The sequence below is a fragment of the Oscillochloris sp. ZM17-4 genome (assembly GCF_019599295.1).
Classification (GTDB): domain Bacteria; phylum Chloroflexota; class Chloroflexia; order Chloroflexales; family Chloroflexaceae; genus Oscillochloris.
Window position 1 is genome coordinate 31,717 of the sequence record NZ_JAIEWN010000039.1, and the last position, 25,054, is coordinate 56,770.

Below are 25,054 nucleotides of genomic sequence, written 5' to 3' on the forward strand. Positions count from 1 at the left end.
CGCGACGTCAGTCGCCAGCCGGTGGGGCTTGACCCAGCGCTTATTCGCGCTAACTCGATTTTTCACTCCCACGTCCGCTCGTCGACGAATCGCTTGGCGTCGCTGGCGATGGCCTCGGCCCGCTCGACGTGGCAGCGCAGCTTCAGCGCCTCCTGGAGCGCGGCGCTGATCCGGTCGCCCAGATCGGCCGGGTCGGCATCGGGCGCGGGGACAAAGCGGCAGGTCAGCTCGTCGCGGTGCTCGTGGCGCGAGACGACGATCTGGTAGGCGGCCAGCCCGGGCAGCGCCCGCAGCGCCTCGTCGGCGTGGCGCGGGTGGACGAAGAGGCCGCGCACCTTCACGCTGTCGCCGCTGCGGCCGAGCCAGCCCACCAGGCGCGGCGTCGGCAGGCTGGCCGGCGGCGCGTCGGCCATCACCGCCGACAGGTCGCCGACGCCCAGGCGCACCAGGATGTAGTCGCGGCGGAAGAGCGTCACTACCACCTCGCCGGTCTGGCCGGGGGGCACCGGCTGGCCCGTGTTGATGTCGCAGACCTGCACCAGGGCATCGTCGGGCAGGTGCCAGCCGAGGCGCTCGGGGCCGTTGTAGCCCAGGTTGCCCGTCTCTGCGGTGCCGTAGCCATCGTAGACCAGGATGCCGTGCTGCTCCTCGAAGAGCGCGCGCAGCGAGGGCGGCAGCGGCTCGGCGGCGACAAACGCCTTGCAGAGCGGCCAGCTGCTCGTGTCGTGCCCAAGCTCCTGGGCCTTATCGAGCAGGCCCTTGAGGTAGCTGGGCAGCCCGGCGTAGGCGGTGACGCCCAGGGCGGCCATGGCCTCGATCTGCTGGGCCTGCGCGCCGATGCCGCCGGGGATGACCGCGCAGCCGGCGGCGCGGGCGCCCTCCTCGAACATCATCCCGGCGGGCGTGAGGTGGTAGCCGAAGCAGTTCAGCACAACGTCGCCGGGGCCGAAGCCGGCGGCGCGGAAGGCCGGCCCCCAGCGCCACGAGTCGGGCTCGTCGGGCTCGGGGCCGGGAAATAGGGCATATTTCGGGCTTAATTATCTGCTATCTGCTATCTGCTATCAAAAATCCTAAGGGGGCGCTGCCGTGGATAGCACCGATGATGTGGTAATAGAAGATGGCGCGCTCCAGGGGTACCTGGAGGGCGAGCGGCTGCCGCATGTGGTCGCCGCGCTCGCCGCCTCGCCGCAGCTCCGGCAGGAGCTGGCGCTGCTGGAGCGGGCCAACGAGCGGCTGCACGCGCTGGCACCGCAGACGACCATCCCCACTACGCAGGATCTGGCCGATGTCGCCGCCGGGCAGGCCACCCCGCGCCAGCAGCTGCGGGTCGCCGCGTACCTGCGGGTCAGCGCGGCCGGGCGCGCACGTATGGCCTACCTGCTGGAGGGAGCCCGCGCGCCGGGCGGCGGCGCCGCCGCGCTCTTCCTGGCCACGCCGCCGGTCGGCGCATTTGGCACGAAGGGCGACGGCGATGATGATCGCGGCGGCACGCTGCTGGTCTCGACCGAGCTGGCCGCGCATGTGGTCGTGCGTGTCCTGCCGATGGCCGCCGACTCCTGGCGGCTGCGCGGCTACCTGGAGCAGCGCGGCGCGCCGCTGGAGGCGACGGCGGTGGTGCTGCGCACGCCCGATGGTCGGCGGCGCTCCCGCACCACCGACGGCGGCGGCTTCTTCACCTTTGATCGCCTCGCGGTCGGCAGCTACCACCTGCGGGTTCGCCTCGACGCCGGGGTGCTGCTGACCGCGCCGATTGTGCTTGGCGATGCGCAGTAGCGCCAGCCCGGCCTTCCAGCCGCTCAAGGACGCGATTGTCGCGGCGTGTAGCCAGGGCGACTATCGCCCGGTGCAGGGGCTGGTGCAGCAGGCGTGGGCGCTCGCCGATGCCAGCGGCCATCCCGCCGATGTGGCCGAGGCCCACTGGTGCGCCGGGCTGGCCCACATGCACCAGGAGAGCGCGGCGGCTCTCGCGCAGTTCGATGCGGCCTACGCCTTGTACCGGGATGATCCCGTGCTGGCGGCGCGCGTGCAGGTGAACCGCGGGCCGCTGCTGGCTAGGCTCGGCCGGGTTGACGAGGGCGCCACGGCGCTGGCCGAGGCCGAGGAGACGCTGCGCGCCAACGGGCTGCTCCAGCGGCTCCCCCCGCTGCTGCTCAACCGCTCGGAGCTAGAGGCCCGCCGAGGCCAGTACGCGACGATGCTTGCCTACGCCCGCGAGGCCGAGCAGGCCGCGCTGCGCTGCGAAGCTCCCGACTTCGCGATCATGGCCCAGATCAACCAGGCGTTTGCTGCGATGTTTCTGGGCGACCTGGACCTGGCGAGCGCGGCGCTTGATCGCGCCCGCGATCTGGCGGTGGCCGAGGGCTATGATGATCTGGTTGCGCGGGTCGCGGTCAACCAGGCCCGCCTGTGTACGCTCCAAGATCGGCTGATCGTGGCGCTGCGCCTGCTCCAGGAGGCCCGCGCGCGATTCCCCCCCGAGCTGGCGGTCGAGGGGGCCACGGTGGCGGTCGAGGAGGCGCTGCTCTACGCGCGCCTGGGCATGTACGAGGAGGGCTACCGGGCGGCCCGCGCCGCCGCGCAGCGCTTCGCGGCGCACCAGCTGGCGGAGGAGAGCGGCGAGGCGGCCCTGCTGGCGCTCCAGATGACCCTGACCGCCGAGCGCAGCCTGCCGCCCTGGGCCTTCGATCAGCTGCGCTGGCTGGTGCGTGACCGCGAGTCGCTGCGGGCGCCGGCGCGCGCGCTGGCCGATCAGGTCTCGCCCACGCTGCGGGCGGCCATGGCCGCGCTCCAGGCGCACCCGGCGCTCCAGCCGACGACGGACATGGCGGCGCTGCTGTCTCAGGCCGATGCGGCTGCCACTGCACTGACAGCGCTCAATGCCCCAGCTGCCGCGCTCAATGCGGGCCTGATCGCCGCCGAACTGGCGGCGGCACTGCGCGCCAGCCCGGCCCCGCGCTATCGGGCGCTCGCCGCACAGGCGGCGGCGCTCGGCCAGCCAGGGTTGGAGCAGCAGGCGATGGAGGGGCTTGCGACGGTTGCGCGGGGCCGCGCCGTGAGCGCGGCGCTCCAGCGCGCCGCCGACCTGGCGGAGTCCATGCGCCGCGGGCTGTCGTCAGAGGAGCTGAAGGCCCGCGCGCTCACCAGCCAGTCGCTGCTGCACGCGCGCCTGGTCGAGGCATACCTGCGCGAGCGCCAGCCCGATCTGGCCCTCACGGCCTTACTTGCGGCGAAGGGCGGGATCTGGGCTGAGATGGGGGCGACACGCCAGGTCGACCGGCCCGACCCGGCGTGGCAGCAGGCGCGCACCGCGCTGCTCTTCTGGGAAGCGCAGCTGCGCGCGGCTGCCGACGACGCTGAGCGCACGGTCTGTCAGGAGCAGATCCGCGCCGCGCTGGCGCTGCTGCGGAGTGCGCGGCCCGCGCGGCCCGCAGCAGCGCTGCCCTCGCTGGCTGCGATCCAGGCCCAGATCCCGCCGGGCGCGGTCGCGGTCGATTATCTGCTCGGCGAGCGCCATGCGCTGGCCTGTGTGCTGACCCGCGCCGATCCGCCGCGCTGGGTCACGCTGGGTAAGACGGCGGCGATCCGCGATGCCGCCGAGCGCCTGGGGCTGCGGCTGCATCCGCTGGCGCAGCTGCCGCCCGCTGAGCGGCGGGCGCGCGCCCAGGCCCAGCGCCGGGCCACCGATACGATCTTCGCCGAGCTGCACGACCTGCTGGTCGCCCCGCTGGGCACCATGCCCGCCGACGCGCCGCTCATCCTCGCCCCCGACGGGGCGCTGGCCGACCTGCCCTGGGCCGCCTTCTATGAGCGGGGCAGCCCGACTCCCTACCTGGGCCAGCGTCACACCCTGAGCCTCGTCCCTTCGCTCGCCCTGCTGGCGCTGGAGCGCCCGCCGGCTGCGTCTGGCCCGCCGCTGGCCCTCGGCTGCGCCGATGCGGCCATCGCAGCGCAGGTGGAGGCGGAGCTAGCCGCCTACGCGCGCATCTTCCCCACGGCGCGGGTGCTGCCGCAGGCCAGCAATGCGGATCTGGCCGGCGCGCGCGGGGCGGCGCTGCTGCACATCAGCGCCCACGGGAGGCTGAACCCCCAGCAGCCGCTGCTCTCCGCGATCACCCTGGCCGACGGCCCGCTGCTGCTGGCCGACGTGTTCAACCTGGATCTGACCGGCACCGCGCTGGCGGTGCTGAGCGCCTGCGAGACCAGCGCCGTCGCCCCGCTGGGCGGGCTGGCGCTCGCGCTCTCCGGCTCCTTTCTGGCCGCCGGCGTCACGGCGGTGCTCGCCGGGCTCTGGCAGATCGACGCCGAGGCGGCGCGGCTCTTTGTCGAGAGCTGCTACGGCGCGCTGCGAGACGGCGCCTCGCTCACGGCGGCCATCCAGCAGGCCCAGGCCACCCTGCGCGACTCAGGCTACGACCACCCCTACTACTGGGCCGCGCTCCAGCCACTTATGCGCGCAGCGGATGTGCGGATCGAGCCGATACCTTCCACAAACCCATCTCGCTGTGCTGAACTCACCTAGCGTCCAGCACAGCGGTTACGCTCACCCTGAAGCCGTCAAGCAGCGTTGATGTCGCCGTATCCCCACGCTGGAAGACCCCGTGTTCCACATAGACCTCACCCGCAAGTACCAGCACCGTGATCGTCTGGTTGAGCGGGTTGACAATCCAGTACTCGGGGATACCCGCCTCGGCATAGTCGGCCCGCTTGACCCTCGTGTCGCGCTCAGGGTCGTCGGCGCTGACCACTTCGAGCGCCACATCCACACCAAGCCAGTAGCGCTTATGTTGACGCGGATCATTGGCATCGAGCAATATCACAAGATCAGGCTCGCGAAATTTCCGTGGACGAATCTGAACGCGCAGGGGCGAGAAAAGCGTGATGCCACCTCGCGGGCGGACAAAGGCAACGAACAACTCGTAGAGGAGCGCCAGAATCTTTTGATGCTCGGGAATGGGCATCGGTAGAACCTCAATATACCCGTCGTCGAACTCCAGCATCCGTCGGCTATGATCCGTCATCACAAGGTATTGCTCCTCAGTCCAGAGCCCCTGAATGGGTGCAAGGCTGAGAACTGTGTCATCGTCAGGATCTACGATGCGGAGTTCTGTTGCATGCGTGTGAACTGTCATACCTTGGAGTTCCCTCTGTGTGGTTCTGTTCAGATCCTCAGTATACGCTCCCGTAGGTATTGGTGGCAATGAAATATGCGGAGACGTGAAATACCCAAGGCTAAAGCGCTTGGGCTTCCTGCTTCATCGACCCGTGCCAATCCTGACGATTGGGCTTACCAAGTCTCCACAGGCATTTTGTGTCTCGGCGTGTCCCGCCGCGACCCTCACATCAAACAGGCGCTTGCCCTCACGGTCAATGTTTCGTGCGGCGTTCAGATCACGGTCGTGATGCACGCCGCACGCAGGATTGAGGCAATCCCACTCGCGCATGGAGAGATTCAATTCGTGTATCCAGCCACACGCGCCACACATGTTCGAGGAGGCAAAGAAGCGCCCGATCGCCACCACATGGCAGATCTTCGTGCAGCACGGCGTGCCTCTGGGTGTAGGCCCCGGCCCGCAGGTTCTCGTCGATCGTCAGGTGCTCGAAGACCCGCCGGCCCTCCATCACCTGGAAGATGCCCGTCCGCACGATCGAGGCCGCGTCCTTCTTGTGGATGGGCTGCCCGAGGAAGCGGATCTCGCCGTCGGTCACGGCGCCGTTCTCGGGCTTGAGCAGCCCCGAGATCGCCTTGAGAGTCGTGCTCTTCCCGGCCCCGTTCGAGCCGAGCAGCGCTACGATCTGGCCCTCCTTCACCGTAAGCGAGAGCCCCTTCAGCACCAGGATGACATCGCTGTAGATAACTTCAATGTTGTTAAGTTCAAGCATATGCTGGACTATTTCTACTGCATCGAGAAGAATGCGTAGGGGCGCGGCGCGCCGCGCCCCTACAAGCAGATCCCTACTTCGCGGTCATGAAGTCGGTGATCGGCGCCCACTTGCCATCCGTGATCTGGAAGACGCGCAGCGCCTTCGATCCGGCGTGGTCGGTGCTCGTGAAGGTGATCGGCTGGGTCACGCCGCCGGTGTCGAAGTTGTTCAGGGTCTCAAGGCTGGCCTTGATGTTCTCGCCGGTCAGCTCCTTGCCGTCGGCGGCGGTCTTCTCGACGCCGGCAAGCAGGATCGACATGGCCGTCCAGCCCTGGACGAAGGTGCTATCGGCGCCGCCGAAGTCGATGCCCTTCTCCTTGGCGTAGGCCAGGGCCACCTCGGCGCCGGGGCCGGCGGGGCTGAAGGGGATGGTGCCCACCACGCCGTTGGCGTCGGGGCCGGCCAGCTTGACCAGCAGCTCGTTAGCGCACCAGTTCAGGCAGACGAACTGCACGTCCAGGCCCAGGCTCTTGGCGTTCTTCAGCGCCAGGGCCGCCGGGCTGGAGACGTTCTGGATGAAGACGTAGTTGGTGCCCGAGTCCTTGATCTGGGTCAGCTGGGGGGTGAGGTCGGTCGCGCCTCTGGGCGAGGGGACCTCAAGCGGCGTGGCCACGCCGTTGGCCGCGGCGAAGGCGGTGCCGTCCTCCAGGGGCGAGCGGCCAAAGGGGCTGTCGTTGATCAGGTAGGCGAACGTGGGCGCGTCGGTGTTGCCCTTGGCCTTCCAGTCCTCCAGCGCCCACTTCATCCCCACGATCAGCTGGTCGGAGTAGCTGGGCGCGGTGAGGAAGTTGTAGGGCGTCTCGGCCGGGTTGGCCAGGGCGGCCGAGTACGAGGCCGAGATGAAGGGAATCTTGTCCTGGGTGACCTTGGGCCGCAGGGCCTCGGTGTCGCCGGTGCCCCAGCCCGAGAAGACGACGACGCTCTCGCCGATGAACTGGGTGTAGAGCTCCTCGGCCTTGGCCACATCGTAGCCATAGTCCTGGCTGATCAGCTCAAGCGGGCGGCCAGCGATGCCGCCGTTGGCGTTCTTCCAGTCAATGTAGGCAATCTGTCCCTGCGAGTAGGGGGTTCCGACGTCGGCCGTCGCCCCGGTCAGGTCGAAGATCGCGCCGACCTTGATCGGCTCGCCGCTCGCCGCCGGGGCCGCCTCACCCGCCGGGGCCGCCGCCGGGGCCGTCGCCGGGGCCGCCGCCCCACACGCCGCCAGCAGCAGCGTCAGCGCGAGCAGCGCGCCCATTGTCCCGAACCACCGTCGTCCTGTGAGCATCTTTGCTTCCTCCATTCGGGGCGCTCTCCGGCGCCCGCCCATCATTCGCCACCTGGGTCAAAGAGGGAGGCCGGCCCTCCCTGGGGAATTGCAGATTGCAGGTTGCAGGTTGCAGGTTGCAGGTTGCAGATTGCAGATTGCAGATTGCAGATTGCAGATTGCAGATTGCAGCGTGTGCGCATAGCTTACTGATGCGACGCTCCCAACCCCCAACCCCCAACCCCCAACCCCCAGCTAATAGCTAAATGGCCAGAGCCGGAAGTAGTCCTTCACGTTGCGCCACATCTTGACGATGCCCTCGGGCTCGAAGATCAGGAAGAGCACAATCGCCAGGCCGAAGGCGCCCTGCTGGATGTAGGGCAGGTAGCTAGAGAACGAGGGGAAGACCCCGCTCGCCGCGCGGCTGACGTTCGAGAGCAGGGCCGGCAGCAGGGTCATGAAGGTCGCGCCATAGATCGCGCCCGACACGCTGCCCAGCCCGCCGATGATGATCATGGCCAGCACGAGGATGCTCGTCTCGATGGTGAAGCGCTCCCACGAGATGATCCCGCGGTAGTGGGCCGTCAGCGCGCCGGCCAGCCCGGCGAAGAACGACGAGGTGGCGAAGGCCAGCAGCTTGTAGCGGAACAGGTCCACCCCGATCACCTGGGCGGCGATGTCCTGGTCGCGGATGGCAACCATCGCCCGCCCCGCCCGCGAGCGGAACAGGTTGCTCACAAAGATCACCGTCAGCACCAGGCAGCCCATAATCAGCCAGTAGAAGTTAAAGTCGGTGCTGCCCGCCAGGCTCAGCCCGAACAGGTTGCTCGTCTCGGGCGGCAGGCTCAGCGACTCGCCGATGCCCAGGATCTTGCCGTGGGTCAGCACCCAGATAATAATCTCCTGAGCGGCCAGGGTGGCGATGGCCAGGTAGAGCCCCTTGAGCCGCACCGAGGGCATGCCGAAGAGGGCGCCCACGACGGCCGTGACCACGCAGGCGATCGGGACGCTGACCCACATCGGCAGGCCGGCGTTGGCGGCGAGCAGGCCCGAGGTGTATGCGCCGACGGCCATAAACCCGCCCTGGCCAATGCTGATCTGCCCGGTGTAGCCGACCAGGATATTCAGCCCGATCGCGCTGATCGCCGCGATGCCGATCGTGTTGGCCAGGTTCAGCCAGTAGCGCCCGGCGAACCAGGGGAAGACCAGCATGATCACGATCACCAGGATGATCCGCAGCCGCATCGGCCAGTAGGGCCGCAGGCCCATGTCGCTGGAGTACGAGGAGTGGAAGGTTCCGCTTTGCATAATTAATGTTGAATGTTGAATGTTGAATGCTGAATATTCAATATTCAACATTCAACATTCAAGATTACCGCTATACCCGCTCGATCCGGGTCTGGCCGAAGAGGCCGTAGGGCCGGACGAGCAAGATGAGGATCAGAACGACGTAGGGGACCACCTCGCCCAGGCCCAGCTCGGGGGGCAGGTAGCCGCCGGCGAACGCCTGGAGCAGGCCGATGATCAGGCCGCCGATGATCGCGCCGGGGATGCTGTCGAGGCCGCCCAGGATGACCACCGGGAAGACCAGCAGGCCGACCCGCCCGATCGTGCCGCTGACCCCGCCGAAGATGCTCATCAGCAGGATGCCGCCCACCGCCGCGGTGACGGCGGCGATCGCCCAGGCCACCGCCCAGATCCGCTTGATACTGATGCCCATGCTCAGCGCCGCCTGCTGGTCATCGGCCACCGCGCGCATGGCGATGCCCTCGTTGCTGCGCCGGAAGAAGAGCGTCAGCAGCCCGAAGAGCAGCAGGGCCAGGCCGATCGCCAGGAGCTTATCGAGGCCGACGCTCGCGCCCAGGATCTTCACCGGGTCGCGCGGCAGAAACTGCGGCGCGGGCAGCGGCGTCACGCCCCAGATCGCGCCCACGATGCCGCGCAGCAGCGACGAGAGGCCGATCGTGACCATGATCACCGAGATGGCCGGCTCGCCGATCAGCGGCCGCAGCACCAGCGACTCGATCATCGCGCCCACCACAGCGGCCAGGGCCACCGCCACCACCACGCCAATCGGCCAGAAGAGGCCAAACTGCTGCACGGTCATGTAGGTCAGGTAGGCGCCGATCATGAGCAGCTCGCCCTGGGCGAAGTTGATCACGTCGCTGCTCTTGTAGATCAGCACGAAGCCCAGGGCGACGAGCGAGAAGATCGCGCCGTTGGCGACGCCGGAAAGGCTGAGCTGGATGAATTTTTCCATAGTCGTTGCTCCGAAGGGCGATGGGGGAGAGCCGGGCCTCAGCGGGCGCTGGCCGCGCTGGCAGTTCGTTTGTCGGCGTTCGTCCTTGGCCCCTCGTCCATCTCCTCGACATGCAGCTTCGTCTTCAGCAGGGCCGTGCGCCCGTCCTGATAGGTGATCGTCGTCTCGATCTCAACATCCGGCCGGTCGCCGTACAGCGCGTCCACAATCTCCTGGTAGCGCTTGGCCACCAGATTTCGGCGCACCTTGCGCGTGCGGGTCAGCTCGCCGTCGTCGGCGTCAAGCTCTTTGTGCAGCAGCAGGAAGCGCCTGATCCGGGCGGCGTCGGGCATATCGCCGTTGGCCCGCTCCACATCCTTGCGGATGAGCGCATAGACCTGCGGCTTCTGGGCTAGGTCGGTGTAGGTCGTGTACGAGATCTGGCGGCTCTCGGCCCACTTGCCCACGTTGGCGAAGTCGATGTTGATGATCGTCGTCACAAAGGGCCAGTCGCCGCCGAAGACCACCGCCTCCTTCACGTAGGGGCTGAACTTGAGCTTGTTCTCAATAAACTGGGGCGAGAACTTGGTGCCGTCGTGCAGCGTCATCACGTCCTTGGCCCGGTCGATCACGATCAGCTGGCCGTTATCGTCGAAGTAGCCGGCGTCGCCGCTGCGCAGCCAGCCCTGCTCCATCGTCTCGGCGGTGGACTCGGGGCTCTTGTAGTAGCCGATGAAGACGGACGGGCTCTTGACCATGATCTCGCCGCTCTCGGCGATCTTCACCTCGGTGTTGGGCAGCGGCGTGCCCACCGTCTGGAATTTGATCGCCCCATCGCGGTGGATCACACACAGGCCCGAGCTCTCGGTCTGGCCGTAGACCTGCTTCAGGTTCACGCCGAGGGCGTGGTAGAAGCGGAAGACATCCGGCCCGAGGGCCGCGCCGCCGGTGTAGGCCCGCTTCAGGAAGCGCAGCCCCAGATGATCCTTCAGCGCCTCAAAGACAAGCAGGCGGGCCAGCCCGTAGCTCAGGCGCAGGCCGATGCCGGCGGGCTCGCCGCTGAAGCGCGAGTCGGCCATCGCGTAGCCCTGGGCCATCGCCCACGCATAGACGGCCCGCTTGAGGCGCGTGCTGTCCTGAGTCTTCACCTGCACCTGCGAGAGCATATTCTCCCAGATCCGGGGCGGGGCGAACATCACCCGTGGCCCGATCTCGCGAATATTCTCCTGCACGGTGGCGGCCGACTCGGGGAAGTTGATCGTGAAGCCGCACTGGATGCCGGCGGCGACGGTGATCATCTGCTCGCCCACCCAGGCCAGCGGCAGGAAGCTGACAAACTCGTCGCTGGACTCGAGCGGGTCCACCTCAAGCAGACCGCGGCCCTGGCTGATCAGATTGCTGTGGGTGAGCATCGCCAGCTTGGGCTTGCCGGTGGTGCCAGAGGTCGTGACCAGCATGGCCACATCCTCAGGGCGGCCCAGGGCCAGCTCGCGGTCGAAGTAGCCGGGGTGCTGCTGGTCGAAGCTGCGGCCCAGCTCCTCGATCGCGGAGAAGGTCGCCAGAAAGGGCTCATCGTAGTTCCGCAGCCCCTTCGGCTCGTAGTAGATCACCTTGAGCACGCCGGACAGCCCGGGCCACAGCTCAAGGATCTTATCGACCTGCTCCTGATCCTCGGCGATGATCACGCGAGAGTCGGTGGCCTGGAGGATGTACTTCACCTCCTCGGGGGCCGAGTCCTGGTAGATGCCCACGCTGATCGCGCCGATGGCCTGGGCGCCGAGCTCAGCGTAGAGCCACTCGGGGCGGTTGTCGCCGATGATCGCGATGATATCGTGACGCCGCACGCCCAGGGCGCTCAGGCCCATAGCAAAGGCGCGCACATGGTCGGCAAACTGACGCCAGGTGGCCGTCTGCCAGATGCCGAACTCCTTCTCGCGCAGCGCGACCTTCTCGCCCAACTGCTCGACGTTGTGCATGAGGAGGCGGGGTAGGGTCTCGTCGCCCATACGCTCTTATCCTCTCTGATAAAAGCCACATATCGTTTAGGTAACAAAAAGGTATGAGAGATAATAACCGAAAAGGCTCTGTTTGTCACGGGGGAGATCTTACACCCACGCACTCGCAGCACAAGCGCCCCCTCTCCGCTTGCGGAGAGAGGGCGGAGGGCAGGGCTTCTGCAACGTCTGGGGCGGAGGGGTTGTTACGCTCGTGCGAGCTTCGCTCGCACGAGCGTAACAACCATCATTGTCTATGAGTCACGCTGCTAGTGCGCGGCGTGCTGGTGGCCGAGGTAGGCCGCGATCACATCGGGGTGCGCCTTAACCTCGTCGGGGGTGCCGTAGGCGATCAGCTGGCCGAACTCAAGCACCGCGACATTGTCGCTAATGTCCATGACCACGCCCATATCGTGCTCGATCAGCACAATCGTGGTGCGCTGCTCCTCGCTGATATCGAGGATGAAGCGGGCCATGTCCTCCTTCTCCTCGCTGTTCATGCCGGCCATCGGCTCATCGAGCAGCAGGAGTCGCGGGTCCATCGCCAGCGCTCGCCCCAGCTCAACCCGCTTCTGGAGGCCGTAGGAGAGCGATCCCACCGTCTTCTTGCGGATGTCCTGGATCTCAAGCAGGTCGATCACCTGCTCGACAAACTCGCGGTGGACGATCTCCTCGCGCTTGCCGGCGCCCCAGTACAGACCGCCGCTGATCACGCCGCCGCGCATATGCACGTGGCGGCCCAGCATCAGGTTCTCGACCACGGTCATGTGGCGGAACAGCTCGATATTCTGGAACGAGCGGGCGACGCCGAGGCGAGCGATCTCGTGCGGGGCCAGGCCGATCAGGTTGCGGCCCTCGAAGCGGATCTGCCCCTGCTGCGGCTTGTAGAGGCCGCTGATGCAGTTGAGCAGGCTGGTCTTCCCCGCTCCGTTCGGGCCGATGATCGCCTGGATGGTTCCGGGGTAGACATTAAAGCTGATGCCCGAGAGGGCGCGCACGCCGCCAAAGCTCAGCCCGACGCTGTCGATCTGCATCTGGGCCGCGGGCATCGGTACACCGTTGTCACCTGCCATCAAAATCTTCCTGTGGCTCATCTTTGGGCCGAGGAATCTATACCTCGCTACTATCAGGCAATTATAGGGGTACTTTCCGCAGGGCGCAATCTGGCGCATAGGGGCGGACCAGCGTGTCCGCCGCTATGCGCTCAGCCGGCCATCCCGTGGTCGGCCTCGCTGAGCTGCCGCTCCCAGCGCGCCTGTGTCGCCAGGTCGGGGGCGCCCCCGCCCGCCGGCAGCCCCGCCGCGATCAGGATCGCCTCGCGCAGGAACCCGCCGGCCTCGCTGTAGGCGCCCGCCCGCAGCGCCTGCTCCCCGGCCCTGGCCAGGTAGCCCATCGCCCGCGGCAGATCGTTGGCCTGGCGCCAGTGGTAGGCCAGCTGCGCCGCGTTCGCCGCCATGCCCTCGTCGCCGGCCTCGTAGCGCTCGGCCAGGACGCGGTGGAGCTGGCGGCGCTGCCGGAAGCTCATCAGGTTGTAGGCCACCTCGGCCGCCACCGCGTGCTTGAAGACGTAGGCCAGCTCCGGCTCGAAGGAGTCGATCTGCACCAGCCCGGTCTGCTGCAAGGTGAAGAGCTGATCCACAAGATCCGCCGGGTCACGCTCCACCGGGTGGATGGCGCTCAGCGCCGAGAGCGTGAAGCCCTGGCCGATCACGCTGGCCACCTTCAGGGTCAGCTGCTGCGCCGGGCTCAGCCGGTCGATGCGGCTGGTGATCAGCCCCTGCACCGTGCTGGGCAGGCGCACGCTGTTGAGCACCTGGATGGGGTCGCCCGACCCCGCGACCACGTGGCACTCGCGGCCCGCCACCAGGATCAGCCCGCTGTCGCGCAGGGCGTGCAGCAGCTCCTCGCAGAAGAAGGGGTTGCCGCGCGATCGGGCGGCGATCAGCTGCCAGACCTCGCGGGGCACGCGGTCGACATCGAGCCGCTGGGCGAGCAGGTCGCGCACCTGCTCGGGGTCGAGGCCGGCCAGCTGGATGCGCCGGGTGCCGGGCAGGTAGGCCAGGCGCTGGTACTCGGGCGACGGGTCGGGCATCGGCCGGGCGGCCAGCGCCAGCAGCAGCCGGTCGACCCGCTCGGCGGCGGCGAGCAGCAGCGCCCACGAGCTCGCGTCGAGCCACTGGGCGTCCTCGATCGTGATCAGCAGCGGGCCGCCGTGGGCGGCCCGGGCCAGCAGGCGCACCAGCAGCTCGCGCGTGGTATCGGCGCGCACCTGGCCGGCCATCTGGGCGGTGATCGGCGTGTCCTCCAGCTCGACGTGCAGCACGGCGCGGAGCAGCGGGGCCAGCGGGGCCAGCTCCTCGCCGAGCGACCGGGCGGCCCAGCCAGCGCCCTCGGCATGCCCGTCGGTCGGGATGAGCGCGCCAAAGATCGGCCGCCACGCCCCGTAGGGCGCCGTGTCCACCGGGCTGCCTGCGCCGGCGAAGGCCGGCAGCCCAGCGGCCCGCGCCGCCGCGTGCAGCGCCTCGATCAGCCGCGACTTGCCGATCCCCTCGTCGCCCTCGATCAGCAGGGAGCCGCCGCGCCCGCGCAGGGCCAGGTCGCCCACCAGATCCGCGATCAGGGCCGTCTCGCGGCGCCTGCCGATCAGCGCGCCGGTGTGCGCGTCGGGCTCCTGCGCCGGCTGGGCCGCCGCGTCGGACACGGGCCGGTAGACCGGCACCGGATCGCGCACACCCTTGAGGCTGATCGGCGGCAGCCGCTCGAAGCGCAGGGCGTGGTGGTTGGCGTGGGCCGTGGCGGCGTCGCAGAGGATCGCGAGCCCGCCGTCGCGCGCCGCCAGGGCTGCGGCGGCCTGCATCAGCCGCGCCGAGCGGTTCACGATCGAGCCCATCATCGTGTACTCGCGGCGGGCCTCGCCGCCCACCGCCCCACAGAGGGCCTGGCCGGTCGTCACCCCGATCGCGCAGGCGAAGCCCAGCTCGGCCAGGGCCGCCTGGATGGCCAGCGCCGCCCGCGCCCCGCGCTCCGGGTCGTCCTCGTGAGACAGGGGCGGCAGCCCCAGGGCCGCCACCAGCGTCGGCCCCTTGCCGTCGGCGCCCAGCCGGCTGATGCTGCCCTCAAAGCGGTAGAGCATCGACTGGATCGTGCGCATGAGCTTCTGCGCCTGGCGCAGCGGCGTGTCGGACCACAGGTCGGGCAGGTTCACGAACAGCACCGTCACCTGCCGCTGCTCCGTCAGCCACGCCGTCTGCCCGGCGTCCATGCGCGCCAGGATGGCCTTCGGCAGGTAGGAGCGCAGGGCGTCGGCCATACCGGCCCGCAGCGGGGGCGTCTCCAGCCCGCGCATCGGCAGGTAGTCGGTCAGCGATACCAGGCGCACCGCGCCCGAGGGCAGCGGCTCGCCGTCACAGCTCTCGGCCACCAGGGGCCAGGCCTCCGCCGAGATCACCACATCGCCCGGCCGGGCCTGGGCCTCGGCGAAGCCCGTCTGCCGCACCGGGTCGCCCGTCACCAGCAGCTCCCAGCGACCGAAGACCCCGCCGATATGCATGGTCGTCACCTCGCCGGCGCCCACGCCCACCCGCATCTTCAGCGGGGCCGGCGCGTGCGCGCCGTCGAAGCTGCCCCACACATCGGGCGACATCACCATCTGCACAGATAGCGCGCACTGCACCGCGCGCCGGGCCAGCAGGGGCAGATCCTCGTCGCCGTACCACAGGGCCAGCAGCCCGTCGCCGGCGAACTTCACCACGTCGCCGCCGTGCGCGGCCACCACCCGCACCAGGTGGCCGAAGTACAGGTCGAGGATCTGGGTCAGCTCCTCGGTGCCCGCCGGGCTGTGCAGGCTCAGCTGCTCGGTGAGCGCCGTAAAGCCGGACAGATCGGCGAAGAGCGCGGCCGCCGGGATCCGCTCCACCGATGGCGACATCGTCGCGCCCATGTCGGCGGCCATGCGCCGCACGACGAGCGCCGGGACGTAGCTCGCCAGATCCTCAAGGGGGGCGGTGGTGGTCATGGCGTCTCCCAGAGACGGGAAGCGGGGGCCGTTAGCCCCCGCCAATGCACATGCGCGCCGATGTGCAGCTGATAGTTGTGGTCAGGTGTGCTTTAAAAGATACCGCACCTTCCCTGTGCGCGCAAGAATCGCACAGGCCGGCGCGCAATGCGCGCCGGCCTGTGCGGCTCAGTGGCTCAGTGCCTCAGCGATCTAGCGAACGCTGCCGCGGCGGAAGAAGTTGACGATGCCGAGCAGGATGACCGCGCCCACGAACGACACCAGCAGCGCGCCCAGGCTGAAGTCGCTGTTGTTGATGTTGCTCCCGCCGGCGCCGAACAGGCCGAAGACAAACCCGCCGATCATCGCGCCGACGATGCCGACCACGATGTTCATCAGCGCGCCCTGCTGGGCGTTCGTCTTCATCACGATGCTCGCCAGCCAGCCGACCAGTGCGCCGAACAGCAGCCAGAGAATGAAGTTGATCATAAGAAGCTCCTCCTGTTGAGCAGGGGCGTCGCCCCTGACGTATTTCGATTGAACTACGCCATGCTCATAAGCAAGAGCCGTGCCAGGTGCATGGTGCACTGACTCTAGATCGCCCCCACCCGCTGCGCAAAGTCGCCGATCCGCTTGGTGGCGCTGGCCGTCAGCGGCGCGCCGTGGCCGAAGCAGACGATGTTCGGCTCAAGGCGGGCCACCCGGCCGACCGAGCGGATGTTCTCGGCCATGTCGTAGGTGAAGGCCGCGACGGGCAGCAGCAGCCGCGTCGGCAGATGCATGATCACATCGCCGAGGATGACCAGCCGCCGCCCGGGGTGCCAGAACGAGAGGTGCCCCGGCGCGTGGCCGGGCGTGGCGATCACCTGCAGCCCATCGAAGACCTCGGGCAGCGCCTCGCCGTCGCGCAGCTCGCGGGCCACCGGCACGCGCGGGAAGCGCATCGGCTCCCCCGCGGCCATGAGCTGGGCGACGCCGCGCAGCTGGTCTGTCGACCGCATGATCGGGATGGCCCCCTCGATCACCGGCCGCTCCAGCCGCGAGGCCCAGACCTCTGCGCCCGTGGCCTCCACCAGGGCCGGCAGGGCGCCCACGTGGTCGGGGTGCGCGTGGGTGATCAGGATGCGCCGCACGTCGGTCGCCGCAAAGCCCAGCTTGCGGATCTGGCCCAGGATCTGCCCGGCCGCGAAGGGCAGGCTGGCGTCGATCAGGGTCAGCCCATCGCCCTCGGTGATCAGATAGACCCGCCCGACGGTCAGGCCAGTGAGCGAGTAGAGACCCGGCACAATCCGCCGCATATATCAGCTCCTCATGTTAGGGCGCAGCAGCGCCGCGCGGCTACGCCCCTAGTCTGCGATCCCCACCCGCGACCCCACAAACGCCCCGCTCTCCAGCTCGTCGAGGATGAAGAGGGCAACGTCAGCATAGGCGATCCGCTCGCCGCCCTCGGGCAGGTAGTCGCGCTCGGCGCGGTAGCCGCCCGTCCCCTCGCCGTCGGCCATCGTCGGCGGGCAGGCCAGCGTCCAGCGCGCCCCCGAGGCGCGCAGCAGCTCGTAGGCCCGCAGGTGCTCCGCCGAGATCGCGCGCAGCGCCGGCGGGAAGCCCGGCGCATCGCGCATCAGCGTCTCCCCGTCCTCCTGGAGGATGCCGGCCGCCGCCACGGCTACGACCCGGCGCGCCCCCGAGGCCCGCACCCCGGCGAGGATGCTCGCCATCCCGGCGCTGATCACATCGAGCCCGCCGCCCAGCAGCCCCGGCCCGATGCAGCTCACCACCGCGTCATGTCCGGCGATCAACCCGGCCACGGCGGCGTGGTCGCGCACATCGCCCGCGACAACCGCCAGGCGCGCGTGGCGCACCGCGAGGCGGGCCGGCTCGCGCAGCACCGCCGTCACCGCGTGCCCGCGATCCAGCGCCTCGGCGAGCACCAGGCCGCCCAGCCCGCCCGTCGCCCCAAAGAGCACAATCCGCATAGCCTAATCTCTCGTGTAGGTGTAAGGGCGCAGCAGCGCGGCGCTGCCGTAAGGGCGCAGCAGCGCGGCGCTGCCGTAAGGGCGCAGCAGCGGGGCGCAGCAGCGCGGCGCTGCGCGGCGCTGCCGTAAGGGCGCAGCAGCGCGGCGCTGCTGCGCCCCAACATAAACCATAAAGCGCGGCGCTGCCGTAAGGGCGCAGCAGCGCGGCGCTGCTGCGCCCCAACATAAACCATAAAGCGCGGCGCTGCCGTAAGGGCGCAGCAGCGCGGCGCTGCTGCGCCCCAACATCATAGCAGAAAAACGGGGAGGCGCGGGCCGCGGCCCGAACCTCCCCGTTTCGTCAGCTTTCCGGAAGGTTCCCAGCCTCTAAAACGGCGTCGCGTCGGGGTACCCTGGTCTTAGCGAATGGAGTAGCCGAGACAGACCAGAGGAGGCCCGAGATGATGCAGACGATGAGCAGCGCCCAGCCCGCCGCCCCGCTGAGCGGCGCCCACCCGAGCAGCGCGATCGACCTCAGCCGGATGGAGCTCGGCACCCTGATGCGCCACTGCGCCACAGAGAGCCGGCTCTTCTACACGCACCAGGACTACGACCCGAGCTTCGCCTACGAGCTCTTCCGCCGCGCGCTGGTCGAGCGCAGCGAGGACGCCTGGGAGCACATCTACCAGCACTACTTCCAGCTCGTCGAGCACTGGGTGCGCCGCACCGGCGCCTTCACCGTGAGCGGCGAGACGAGCGACTTCTTCGTGAGCGCGGCCTTCACCCGCTTCTGGAAGGCCATCCCGGCCGATCGCTTCGGCTCCTTCCCGAGCCTGGCCGCGCTGCTGAACTACCTGCGCCGCTGCGCCAGCTGCGTGGTGATCGACAGCGCCCGCGCCCACTCCTACGCCGACCTGCTGCCCGAGGAGTGCATCAACTGGAACACCCAGAAGCTCTCCCACGCCGACGAGGAGGCCACCGAGCGCGTCAGCCGCGCCGAGTTCTGGCAGCTGGTGGACGGCATGCTCCAGAGCGAGGCCGAGCGGGTGCTCGTCCGCAGCTCCTTCCTGCTGGGCATGAAGCCCGGCGACATCTTCGCCGCGCGCGGCGACCTCTTCGGCGACGTGGCCGAGGTCTACGCGCTCAAGCGCAACATCCTCGTCCGCCTGCGCCGCAGCCCCGAGCTGAAGGGGCTGTACTAGTGCGCTTTCAGCGCGGGGGTTAGGAGTTGGGAGTCGGGGGGTGGGCGCTGCAATCCAGCCTTGCGTCGCCGCCACTCCAAACAGGCTGCTTGAATCGGCACTCGGCGCCGCACGCGCCCCCATCCGGGAGGGGGGTTTCTGGGAGAGCATCTGCTCTCCCAGAAACCCCCCTTCTTTGCGTGCTACAATGCCTGCGTATTAATCTGAAGGAGCGTCTATGCACGAGATGGATAGCGCCGCGCCGATGATCGCGGCCGAGGGCCTGCAGAAGCGCTACGGCGACACCCTCGCCGTCAAGGGGGTTGACCTGGCGATCGCCCCGGGCGAGATCGTCGGCTTCCTCGGCCCCAACGGCGCCGGCAAGACGACGACGATCAAGATGCTGATCGGCCTGCTGAAGCCCAGCGCCGGGACGGCGCGCATCGGCGGGTTCGACATCCAGAAGGAGCCGCTCAAGGCCAAGGCGCTGCTCGGCTACGTGCCCGACCAGCCCTATCTGCCCGAGAAGCTCAGCGCCCGCGAGTACATCGACTTTATGGCCGGCCTCTACCAGATCGACCGGGCCACGGCCCGCCGGCGCGGCGAGGAGCTGCTGGGCCTCTTCGGGCTCACCGACCGCGCCGACGAGCTGCTCGGCGGCTACTCGCACGGCATGCGCCAGAAGGCCGCCCTCACTGGCGCCCTGCTCCACGGCCCGCGGGCCTTCTTCCTCGATGAGCCCACCGTTGGCCTCGACCCGCGCAGCGCCCGCCTGATCAAGGACATCCTGCGCGATGTGTCTGACAAGGGCACGTCGGTGTTTATGTCAACTCACATCCTGGAGATCGCCGAGCGCATGTGCGACCGCGTCTTCATCATCAGCAAGGGCGCGATCATCGCCGCCGGCACCCTGGAGCAGCTGCGCGCCGGCGGCGACTCCTCGCTTGAGGATATCTTCCTGAACCTCACCGGCGGCGCTGAGGATGCGGCTGTCGCCGAGGCGCTGGTATAAGATGCGCGCGCTGATGTCGCCGAAGGCGACATCAGCGCGCGCATCATGAACATATGATCAACGCAATCTGGGTGCTGGTGCGCACCCGCTTTCTGATCACGCGCAACTCGCTGTGGCGCGGCAGGCTGCGCCGAAAGATCGGCCTCGTCTTTTTGACCGCCCTGCTCTGCATCGGCTCGTTCGGGATCTACAACTTCGTCAGCTTCCTGGTGGGGGCGATCCGCAGCCCCGACTTCGCCGGCATCCTGCAAGAGGCGGCCGCCCAGAGCCCGGGGCTGCCCACCGACTTCACGCCCTACCTGGACGCGCTGCCGAGCGTGGTGCTGCTCGGCTCCCTGCTGCTGCTGGTGCTCTCCAGCTTCAGCGGGCTGCTCAGCTCGCTCTACCTCTCGGGCGATATGGACATGCTCCTGGTAGCCCCGGTGCCCATGCGCGCCGTCTTCGTGGTCAAGTTCTTCGGCGGCCTGATCACGCAGTACGCCCTGCTGATCGCCCTGGTCGGACCGGTGCTGCTCGGCTACGGCCGCGGCATGGGCTACGGCCCGCTCTACCTCGTCTGCGCGGTGCTGGCCCTGCTGATGCTGCCCCTGCTGCCGGCAGGCATCGGCGCCCTGCTGGTGATGGCCGTGGTGCGCGTGCTGCCGGCCCGCCGCGCCCGCGAGATCGTCAGCGTGATCGGCGGCCTGATCGGCATCAGCTTCTATGTGATCAGCCAGTTCGCCAGCGAGGTGGCCCCGGCGGTGGCGAGCCCCGGCAGCCTGCAGGCCCTGCTGGCCAGCAACTTCCCGCTGCTGCCCTCGGCATGGGCCGGGCGGGCCCTGGTGGCCGCCGGCACCGGCGACGCGCTCGCGCTGATCGTCTTCGGCGGCCTGTTTGTCGTCGCCTCGGCCGGGGTCTTCCTCGGCTGCCTGCTGCTGTCCGAGCGGCTCTACTACGACGGCTGGAGCAGTATGGCCACCCAGGGCGGGCGCGGGCGGGCCAGGAGGCCGGAGGCCGGAGGCCGGAGGCCGGCGACGGCCGCATGGTCGCCTCTGGCCCGCCTGCTCCCCCCGGACTCGCGCGCCATCCTCGCCAAAGACCTGCGCCTGTTCGTGCGCGACCTACGCAACCTCCAGCAGCTGATCTTCCCGGTGGCCCTGGCCGGGATCTGGACCTTCCGGCTGATCGCCAGCCCGCCCGACCCGGCGGCCGAGGCGGAGATCCCCGCCGCCCTGCGCCAGCTGAGCGACCTGCTGAGCGCGGGGATCGCCTTCTTCATCTGCCTGTCGATCTCCAGCGCGCTGGCCGGCACCGGCATCAGCCGCGAGGGCAAGGCCTTCTGGATCCTCAAGCTGGCACCGGTCAGCCCGACGCACATCCTGATCGGCAAGTTCGCCCTGGCCTACCTGCCCTTCCCGGCCATCGGCACGCCCTTCCTGGCCCTGCTGGCCGCCCTGCGCCACACCGCGCCGGCCCTCATCATCGAACAGTGGCTCCTGCTGATGATCGCCGGCATCGGCTGCGCGGCATTCACCATCGGCCTGGGCGCGGCCTTCCCCAGACTGAACTGGGAGAACCCGCAGCAGCAGTCCACCTGGCAGACGGGCTGCCTGGGGACGATCTTCTACCCGGTCTATCTGACTCTGATGGTGGGCACGGTGGTGGGCAGCGCGGCCCTCGGCGGCATGGCCGGCGGCGCGGCGGCATCCGCTGGAGCCAGCCTACTCGGCTGGACCCTGGCCGCCCTGCTCACCGGCGCGATCTGCTGGGGCAGCATGATCATGGGCGCCCGCGGGCTCGAGCGGATCGAGGTGTAACCTCACCTTAAAGCCTGATGGTGCTGCGGCGCGGCGTAGCACCATCAGGCTTTTTTGTGGGAGAGCGAAGCTCTCCCACACCCTCGCCGTGCCCAGCACAACACTGGCTTTTAGGGCGACAGCCCGCCCAGGGCGTCCTCCAGGGTCAGCCAGCCGCTGCCGGGGAAGAGCTTGGCGATCTGCGGGGAGAAGTAGAGGCTGTCGCCCAGCACCTCGGCGGCCGGCCCCTCCACCACCAGCTCGCCGTCGCCCAGGAGGGCCACCCGGTCGGCGCAGGCGGCGGCCAGCTCCACGTCGTGGGTGGCCATGATCACGGTGCGCCCGGCGGCGCAGAGGGCGCGCAGCAGCCCGGCCAGGTCGGCCTTGGCGCTGTAGTCGAGGCCGCGGGTGGGCTCGTCCAGCAGGAGGATCTGCGGGTCGCCGACCAGGATGGCGGCCAGGGCCGCGCGCTGGGCCTCGCCGCCGCTGAGGGCGCGCGGGTAGGCCTCGGCCAGGTGGGCGATGCCCAGCGACGTAAGCGTCCCCTGTATCCTATCTTCCGCCACCTGTCCCCTGTCCCCTGTCCCCTGTCCCCTGCCTCGCAGCGTAAACTCCAGCTCCTCGCGCAGCGTGTCGTGGTAGAGGATGCTGCGCGGGTCCTGCGGCACATAGCCGACGCTGCGGGCGAGCTCCTCGGTGGGCACGCGGGCGATGTCGCGGCCGGCGACCTCGACCCGGCCCTCGCTGGGGCGGGCCAGGCCGACCAGCGCCTTGAGCAGGCTGCTCTTGCCGCTGCCGTTGCGACCCATCAGGGCCAGCAGCTCGCCGGGCCGCGCCGCCAGGCTCAGCCGGTAGAGCGCCTCGTGATCGCCGTAGCGCAGCGTCACGCCTTGCAGGCGAATGTTGAATGTTGAATGTTGAATGTTGAATGCGGCGGTCGGTTGCCGGTTATCGGTTAGCGGCTGCCTCGCCACAAAGGCCCGGCCCTCCTTGATCGTCAGGGGCAGCGGCTGCCAGCCGAGCGCCCGGCCGAGCCCCTGGAGCGGCGGCACCAGCCCGATCTGGCCGAGCATCTCGCGGGTCGGGCCGATGGTGGGGGTTGGGGGTTGGGAGTTGGGGGTTGGCCCGCTCTCACCAGCCCCCAGCCCCCAACTCCCAACCCCCGGAAAGAACAGGATCCGATCCGCGTACTGCACCACGCGCTCCAGGCGGTGCTCGCAGAGGATGATCGTCAGGCCGAGGTCGGCGTTGAGCTTCTGGAGGGCGGTGAGCACCTCCTCGGCGCCGTGGGGGTCGAGCTGGCTGGTGGGCTCATCGAGGACGAGGGCGCGGGGCTGGGCGGCGAGGACGGCGGCGATCGCGACGCGCTGCTTCTCGCCGCCGCTGAGGGCCGAGACGCGCTGGCGGCGCAGGTGGGCGATCCCGAGCTGGTCGAGCACCTCCTCGGCCCGCCGGCGCATAATCGTCTGCGGCAGGCCCAGGTTCTCCATGCCGAAGACGATCTCATCCTCGACGACATCGACCACGAACTGGCTCTCGGGGTCCTGGAACACAAACCCCACCAGGTCAGCCAGGTCGCGCGGCTGGTGCTGGAGCGTGTCGCGGCCCCAGAGCCGCACGCTGCCGGAGAAGCGCCCGCCGTAGAAGTGGGGGACGAGGCCGTTGAGCGCGCGCAGGAAGCTGCTCTTGCCGGCGCCGCTCGGGCCGCAGACAAGCAGAAACTCGCCCTCGTCGATGCGGAGCGAGAGGTCGCTGATGGCGGGGGCGGACGCGCCCGGGTAGCTGTAGGAGACGTGCGATAGCTCGATCATGTGGGGCGCATGATGCGCCCGCCGCCCGCCCTTGTCAACCCGCCGGCCGGGCTACTTCTTCGCGCGCGGGTCGAGCGCGTCGCGCAGGCCGTCGCCGACGAGCGAGAAGCTGAGCATGGTGATGGCGATCATCAGCGTGGGGAAGACGCCGAGGTGCCAGTAGACCCGGATGTAGGAGAAGGAGTTGCCGACCATCTTGCCCCAGCTGGGCAGGGGGTCATTGATGCCGAGGCCGAGGAAGCTGAGGCCGGCCTCGGTGAAGATCGCCGTGGGGATGCCCAGGGTCACGGCGATGATCAGCGGGGTGAGGGCGTTGGGCAGCAGGTGGCGGAACATGATCTGGATGTTGGGCGTGCCGATCACGCGGGCGGCCTCGATGAACTCGCGCTCGCGCAGGGCGAAGATCTGGGCGCGGGTGAGCCGGCAGATCTCGACCCAGCCGATCAGGGCGATCGCCAGGATCACATTCTGCATGCTGCTGCCGAAGATCGAGACCAGGAACAGCGCGAAGAGCACCTGCGGGATGGCGGTGAAGACCTCGATCACGCGGGCGATCAGGAAGTCCACCCAGCCGCCGAGGAAGCCGGCGGCCAGGCCGAGCGAGACCCCGATCACCAGGGCGATCGCCTGGACCGAGAAGCCCACGGTGAGCGAGATCCGCGCGCCGTAGATGATCCGGCTGAGCATATCGCGGCCGACCTCGTCGGTGCCGAGCCAGTGCTCGGCGCTGGGGAACTTGCGGGCATCCTTGAGCACGGCGAAGTCGTAGGGGGCGGGGGCCAGAAAGTTTGCGAAGACTGCGGTGAAGATCAGCAGCATCACCACGACGAAGGCCGCCATCGCCAGCCGGTTCTTCGCAAAGCGCCGCGCCGCGTCGCTCCACAGGTTGCGCGACTTCTGCCTATCCATCAGGGTGTCGGCGGAGGATGATGTCTTCTCGGTTACGATGGCGCTCATGGGTGTTCCTGGTTATGGATGGGTGGCTCGGGGTGGGCCGAAGGGCCGAAGCATTCGCAGCGGATGACTTCGGTCTTTACGATGGATCAGGGGCGAATGCTTCGGCCTTACGGCTGGCGACGCCTCTGTGACCTACGACCTTACGACAGCCGGATCCGGGGGTCGATCACCGTGTAGAGCAGGTCAGTCAGCAGATAGACAAAGCCCCAGACGGCGGCGATCAGCAGCATGACCGCCATGATCATGGGGTAGTCGCGCTGGGTGACGCTGGTGACAAAGAACTTGCCGAGGCCGGGCACGCGGAACATCGTCTCGATGAAGATCGTGCCGGTGATCAGGTCGGGGATGCGCGGGCCGAGCACGGTGATGATCGGGATGAGCGCGTTCTTGAAGGCGTGGCGCATGAGCACCATGCGCTCGTTGAGACCCTTGGCCCGCGCCGTGCGGATATAGTCGGCGCCGATCACATCAACCAGGCTCGACCGGGTGTAGCGCGCGGTGATACCCATCGGGCCGAGGCCCAGCGCGATCACCGGCATGATCATCTGACGCCAGTCGTCGCCCCAGCCGCCCACCGGCAGCCAGCGCAGCTGGACGGCGAAGATCAGGATCAGCCAGATCGCCACCACAAAGTTCGGCACCGTCAGGCCGAGGGTGGCGAAGGTGGTGACGACATAGTCGACCCATGTGTTCTGACGGACAGCGGCGATCGTCCCCAGGGCAAGCCCGGTGCCCATGGCCAAGATCACGGTCAGCCCGCCAAGCTGGATGCTCACCGGCCATGTGCGCGCGATCAGCTGGATCACCGTCTCGTCGGGGCTCTGGAAGGAGATGCCGAAGTCGCCGCGCAGGGCGTTGCCCATATAGAGCAGGTACTGCACATAGAGCGGCTTGTCGAGGCCGTACTTGCGCAGGATATTCGCCTTGGCCGCCGCCGACAGCGGCATCTGGGCCTCGTCAAATGGCCCGCC

General features: G+C 68.7%; 22 protein-coding genes and 1 pseudogene. 5 read left to right on the forward strand and 18 right to left on the reverse strand.

The annotated features are described in order from the left end of the window. Positions 1 to 62 precede the first annotated feature (62 nt). Together K2Z83_RS30125 and K2Z83_RS30130 are read right to left on the reverse strand one after the other, a co-directional pair. Complete coding sequence (locus K2Z83_RS30125; RefSeq protein ID WP_370650250.1) at positions 63 to 413, reverse strand: hypothetical protein; 351 nt, start codon at positions 411 to 413, stop codon at positions 63 to 65. A 72-nt stretch (positions 414 to 485) separates the two neighbouring features. Further along, positions 486 to 938: pseudogene (locus K2Z83_RS30130) on the reverse strand (phenylacetate--CoA ligase family protein); the annotation flags it as partial. Between the two features lie 148 nt (positions 939 to 1,086). Between K2Z83_RS30130 and K2Z83_RS21670 the strand changes: the two are divergent. Next, positions 1,087 to 1,773, forward strand: a complete 687-nt coding sequence (locus K2Z83_RS21670) for a carboxypeptidase-like regulatory domain-containing protein (protein WP_220597268.1) — start codon at positions 1,087 to 1,089, stop codon at positions 1,771 to 1,773. Next, entirely contained in the window at positions 1,763 to 4,519 is a 2,757-nt protein-coding gene (locus tag K2Z83_RS21675; protein ID WP_220597269.1) for a CHAT domain-containing protein, read from the forward strand. Before K2Z83_RS21670 ends, K2Z83_RS21675 begins: the two co-directional genes overlap by 11 nt. Here K2Z83_RS21675 and K2Z83_RS21680 read toward each other — a convergent pair. From K2Z83_RS21680 to K2Z83_RS21740, 13 genes are all read right to left on the reverse strand, one after another. Then, a complete protein-coding gene (locus K2Z83_RS21680; RefSeq protein ID WP_220597270.1) occupies positions 4,512 to 5,129 on the reverse strand; it encodes a Uma2 family endonuclease in 618 nt (205 codons plus the stop codon). The genes K2Z83_RS21675 and K2Z83_RS21680 overlap by 8 nt on opposite strands. A 123-nt stretch (positions 5,130 to 5,252) precedes the next feature. After that, positions 5,253 to 5,483 carry a zinc ribbon domain-containing protein gene (locus K2Z83_RS30135; protein ID WP_220597271.1) on the reverse strand — a complete coding sequence of 77 codons (231 nt, stop codon included), beginning with the start codon at positions 5,481 to 5,483 and terminating at the stop codon, positions 5,253 to 5,255. Continuing rightward, positions 5,389 to 5,880, reverse strand: coding sequence for an ATP-binding cassette domain-containing protein (locus tag K2Z83_RS21690; RefSeq protein WP_255604391.1), 492 nt, complete (start codon positions 5,878 to 5,880; stop codon positions 5,389 to 5,391). Before K2Z83_RS21690 ends, K2Z83_RS30135 begins: the two co-directional genes overlap by 95 nt. A gap of 73 nt (positions 5,881 to 5,953) precedes the next feature. Continuing rightward, entirely contained in the window at positions 5,954 to 7,189 is a 1,236-nt protein-coding gene (locus tag K2Z83_RS21695) for an ABC transporter substrate-binding protein (protein ID WP_220597272.1), read from the reverse strand. 41 nt (positions 7,190 to 7,230) lie between these two features. After that, the gene (locus K2Z83_RS21700; protein WP_220597273.1) at positions 7,231 to 7,371 is read right to left on the reverse strand and encodes a hypothetical protein; all 141 of its coding nucleotides are present in this window, start codon (positions 7,369 to 7,371) and stop codon (positions 7,231 to 7,233) included. 52 nt (positions 7,372 to 7,423) lie between these two features. Next, a complete protein-coding gene (locus tag K2Z83_RS21705; RefSeq protein ID WP_220597287.1) occupies positions 7,424 to 8,476 on the reverse strand; it encodes a branched-chain amino acid ABC transporter permease in 1,053 nt (350 codons plus the stop codon). 70 nt (positions 8,477 to 8,546) lie between these two features. Continuing rightward, positions 8,547 to 9,428, reverse strand: coding sequence for a branched-chain amino acid ABC transporter permease (locus tag K2Z83_RS21710; RefSeq protein WP_220597274.1), 882 nt, complete (start codon positions 9,426 to 9,428; stop codon positions 8,547 to 8,549). Between the two features lie 38 nt (positions 9,429 to 9,466). Further along, entirely contained in the window at positions 9,467 to 11,413 is a 1,947-nt protein-coding gene (locus tag K2Z83_RS21715; RefSeq protein ID WP_220597275.1) for a long-chain fatty acid--CoA ligase, read from the reverse strand. Positions 11,414 to 11,670: 257 nt separating this feature from the next. Continuing rightward, a complete protein-coding gene (locus K2Z83_RS21720; RefSeq protein WP_255604393.1) occupies positions 11,671 to 12,474 on the reverse strand; it encodes an ABC transporter ATP-binding protein in 804 nt (267 codons plus the stop codon). 131 nt (positions 12,475 to 12,605) lie between these two features. Next, positions 12,606 to 15,416 carry an adenylate/guanylate cyclase domain-containing protein gene (locus tag K2Z83_RS21725; protein WP_220597276.1) on the reverse strand — a complete coding sequence of 937 codons (2,811 nt, stop codon included), beginning with the start codon at positions 15,414 to 15,416 and terminating at the stop codon, positions 12,606 to 12,608. A 192-nt stretch (positions 15,417 to 15,608) separates the two neighbouring features. Beyond that, positions 15,609 to 15,881, reverse strand: coding sequence for a GlsB/YeaQ/YmgE family stress response membrane protein (locus tag K2Z83_RS21730; RefSeq protein WP_220597289.1), 273 nt, complete (start codon positions 15,879 to 15,881; stop codon positions 15,609 to 15,611). 107 nt (positions 15,882 to 15,988) lie between these two features. Beyond that, complete coding sequence (locus tag K2Z83_RS21735; protein ID WP_220597277.1) at positions 15,989 to 16,693, reverse strand: MBL fold metallo-hydrolase; 705 nt, start codon at positions 16,691 to 16,693, stop codon at positions 15,989 to 15,991. A gap of 48 nt (positions 16,694 to 16,741) precedes the next feature. Then, on the reverse strand, positions 16,742 to 17,368 hold the full coding sequence (locus K2Z83_RS21740; RefSeq protein ID WP_220597278.1) for an NAD(P)-dependent oxidoreductase: 627 nt from the start codon (positions 17,366 to 17,368) through the stop codon (positions 16,742 to 16,744). A 440-nt stretch (positions 17,369 to 17,808) separates the two neighbouring features. Between K2Z83_RS21740 and K2Z83_RS21745 the strand changes: the two genes are divergently transcribed. The 3 genes from K2Z83_RS21745 to K2Z83_RS21755 all read left to right on the forward strand — a co-directional run bounded on the left by K2Z83_RS21745 (position 17,809) and on the right by K2Z83_RS21755 (position 21,336). Beyond that, entirely contained in the window at positions 17,809 to 18,549 is a 741-nt protein-coding gene (locus K2Z83_RS21745; RefSeq protein WP_220597279.1) for an RNA polymerase sigma factor, read from the forward strand. Positions 18,550 to 18,775: 226 nt separating this feature from the next. Further along, positions 18,776 to 19,540, forward strand: a complete 765-nt coding sequence (locus K2Z83_RS21750; RefSeq protein WP_370650251.1) for an ABC transporter ATP-binding protein — start codon at positions 18,776 to 18,778, stop codon at positions 19,538 to 19,540. 53 nt (positions 19,541 to 19,593) lie between these two features. Then, positions 19,594 to 21,336, forward strand: coding sequence for a hypothetical protein (locus K2Z83_RS21755; RefSeq protein ID WP_220597281.1), 1,743 nt, complete (start codon positions 19,594 to 19,596; stop codon positions 21,334 to 21,336). Positions 21,337 to 21,446: 110 nt separating this feature from the next. On the opposite strand, the gene K2Z83_RS21760 is transcribed toward K2Z83_RS21755, so the two are convergent. The 3 genes from K2Z83_RS21760 to K2Z83_RS21770 form a co-directional block, all read right to left on the reverse strand. Next, positions 21,447 to 23,126, reverse strand: coding sequence for an ABC transporter ATP-binding protein (locus K2Z83_RS21760; RefSeq protein ID WP_220597282.1), 1,680 nt, complete (start codon positions 23,124 to 23,126; stop codon positions 21,447 to 21,449). A gap of 51 nt (positions 23,127 to 23,177) precedes the next feature. Next, positions 23,178 to 24,083 carry an ABC transporter permease gene (locus tag K2Z83_RS21765; RefSeq protein ID WP_220597283.1) on the reverse strand — a complete coding sequence of 302 codons (906 nt, stop codon included), beginning with the start codon at positions 24,081 to 24,083 and terminating at the stop codon, positions 23,178 to 23,180. Positions 24,084 to 24,223: 140 nt separating this feature from the next. Continuing rightward, positions 24,224 to 25,054: ABC transporter permease (locus tag K2Z83_RS21770; protein WP_220597284.1), on the reverse strand; the 831-nt coding region annotated here is incomplete at its 5' end.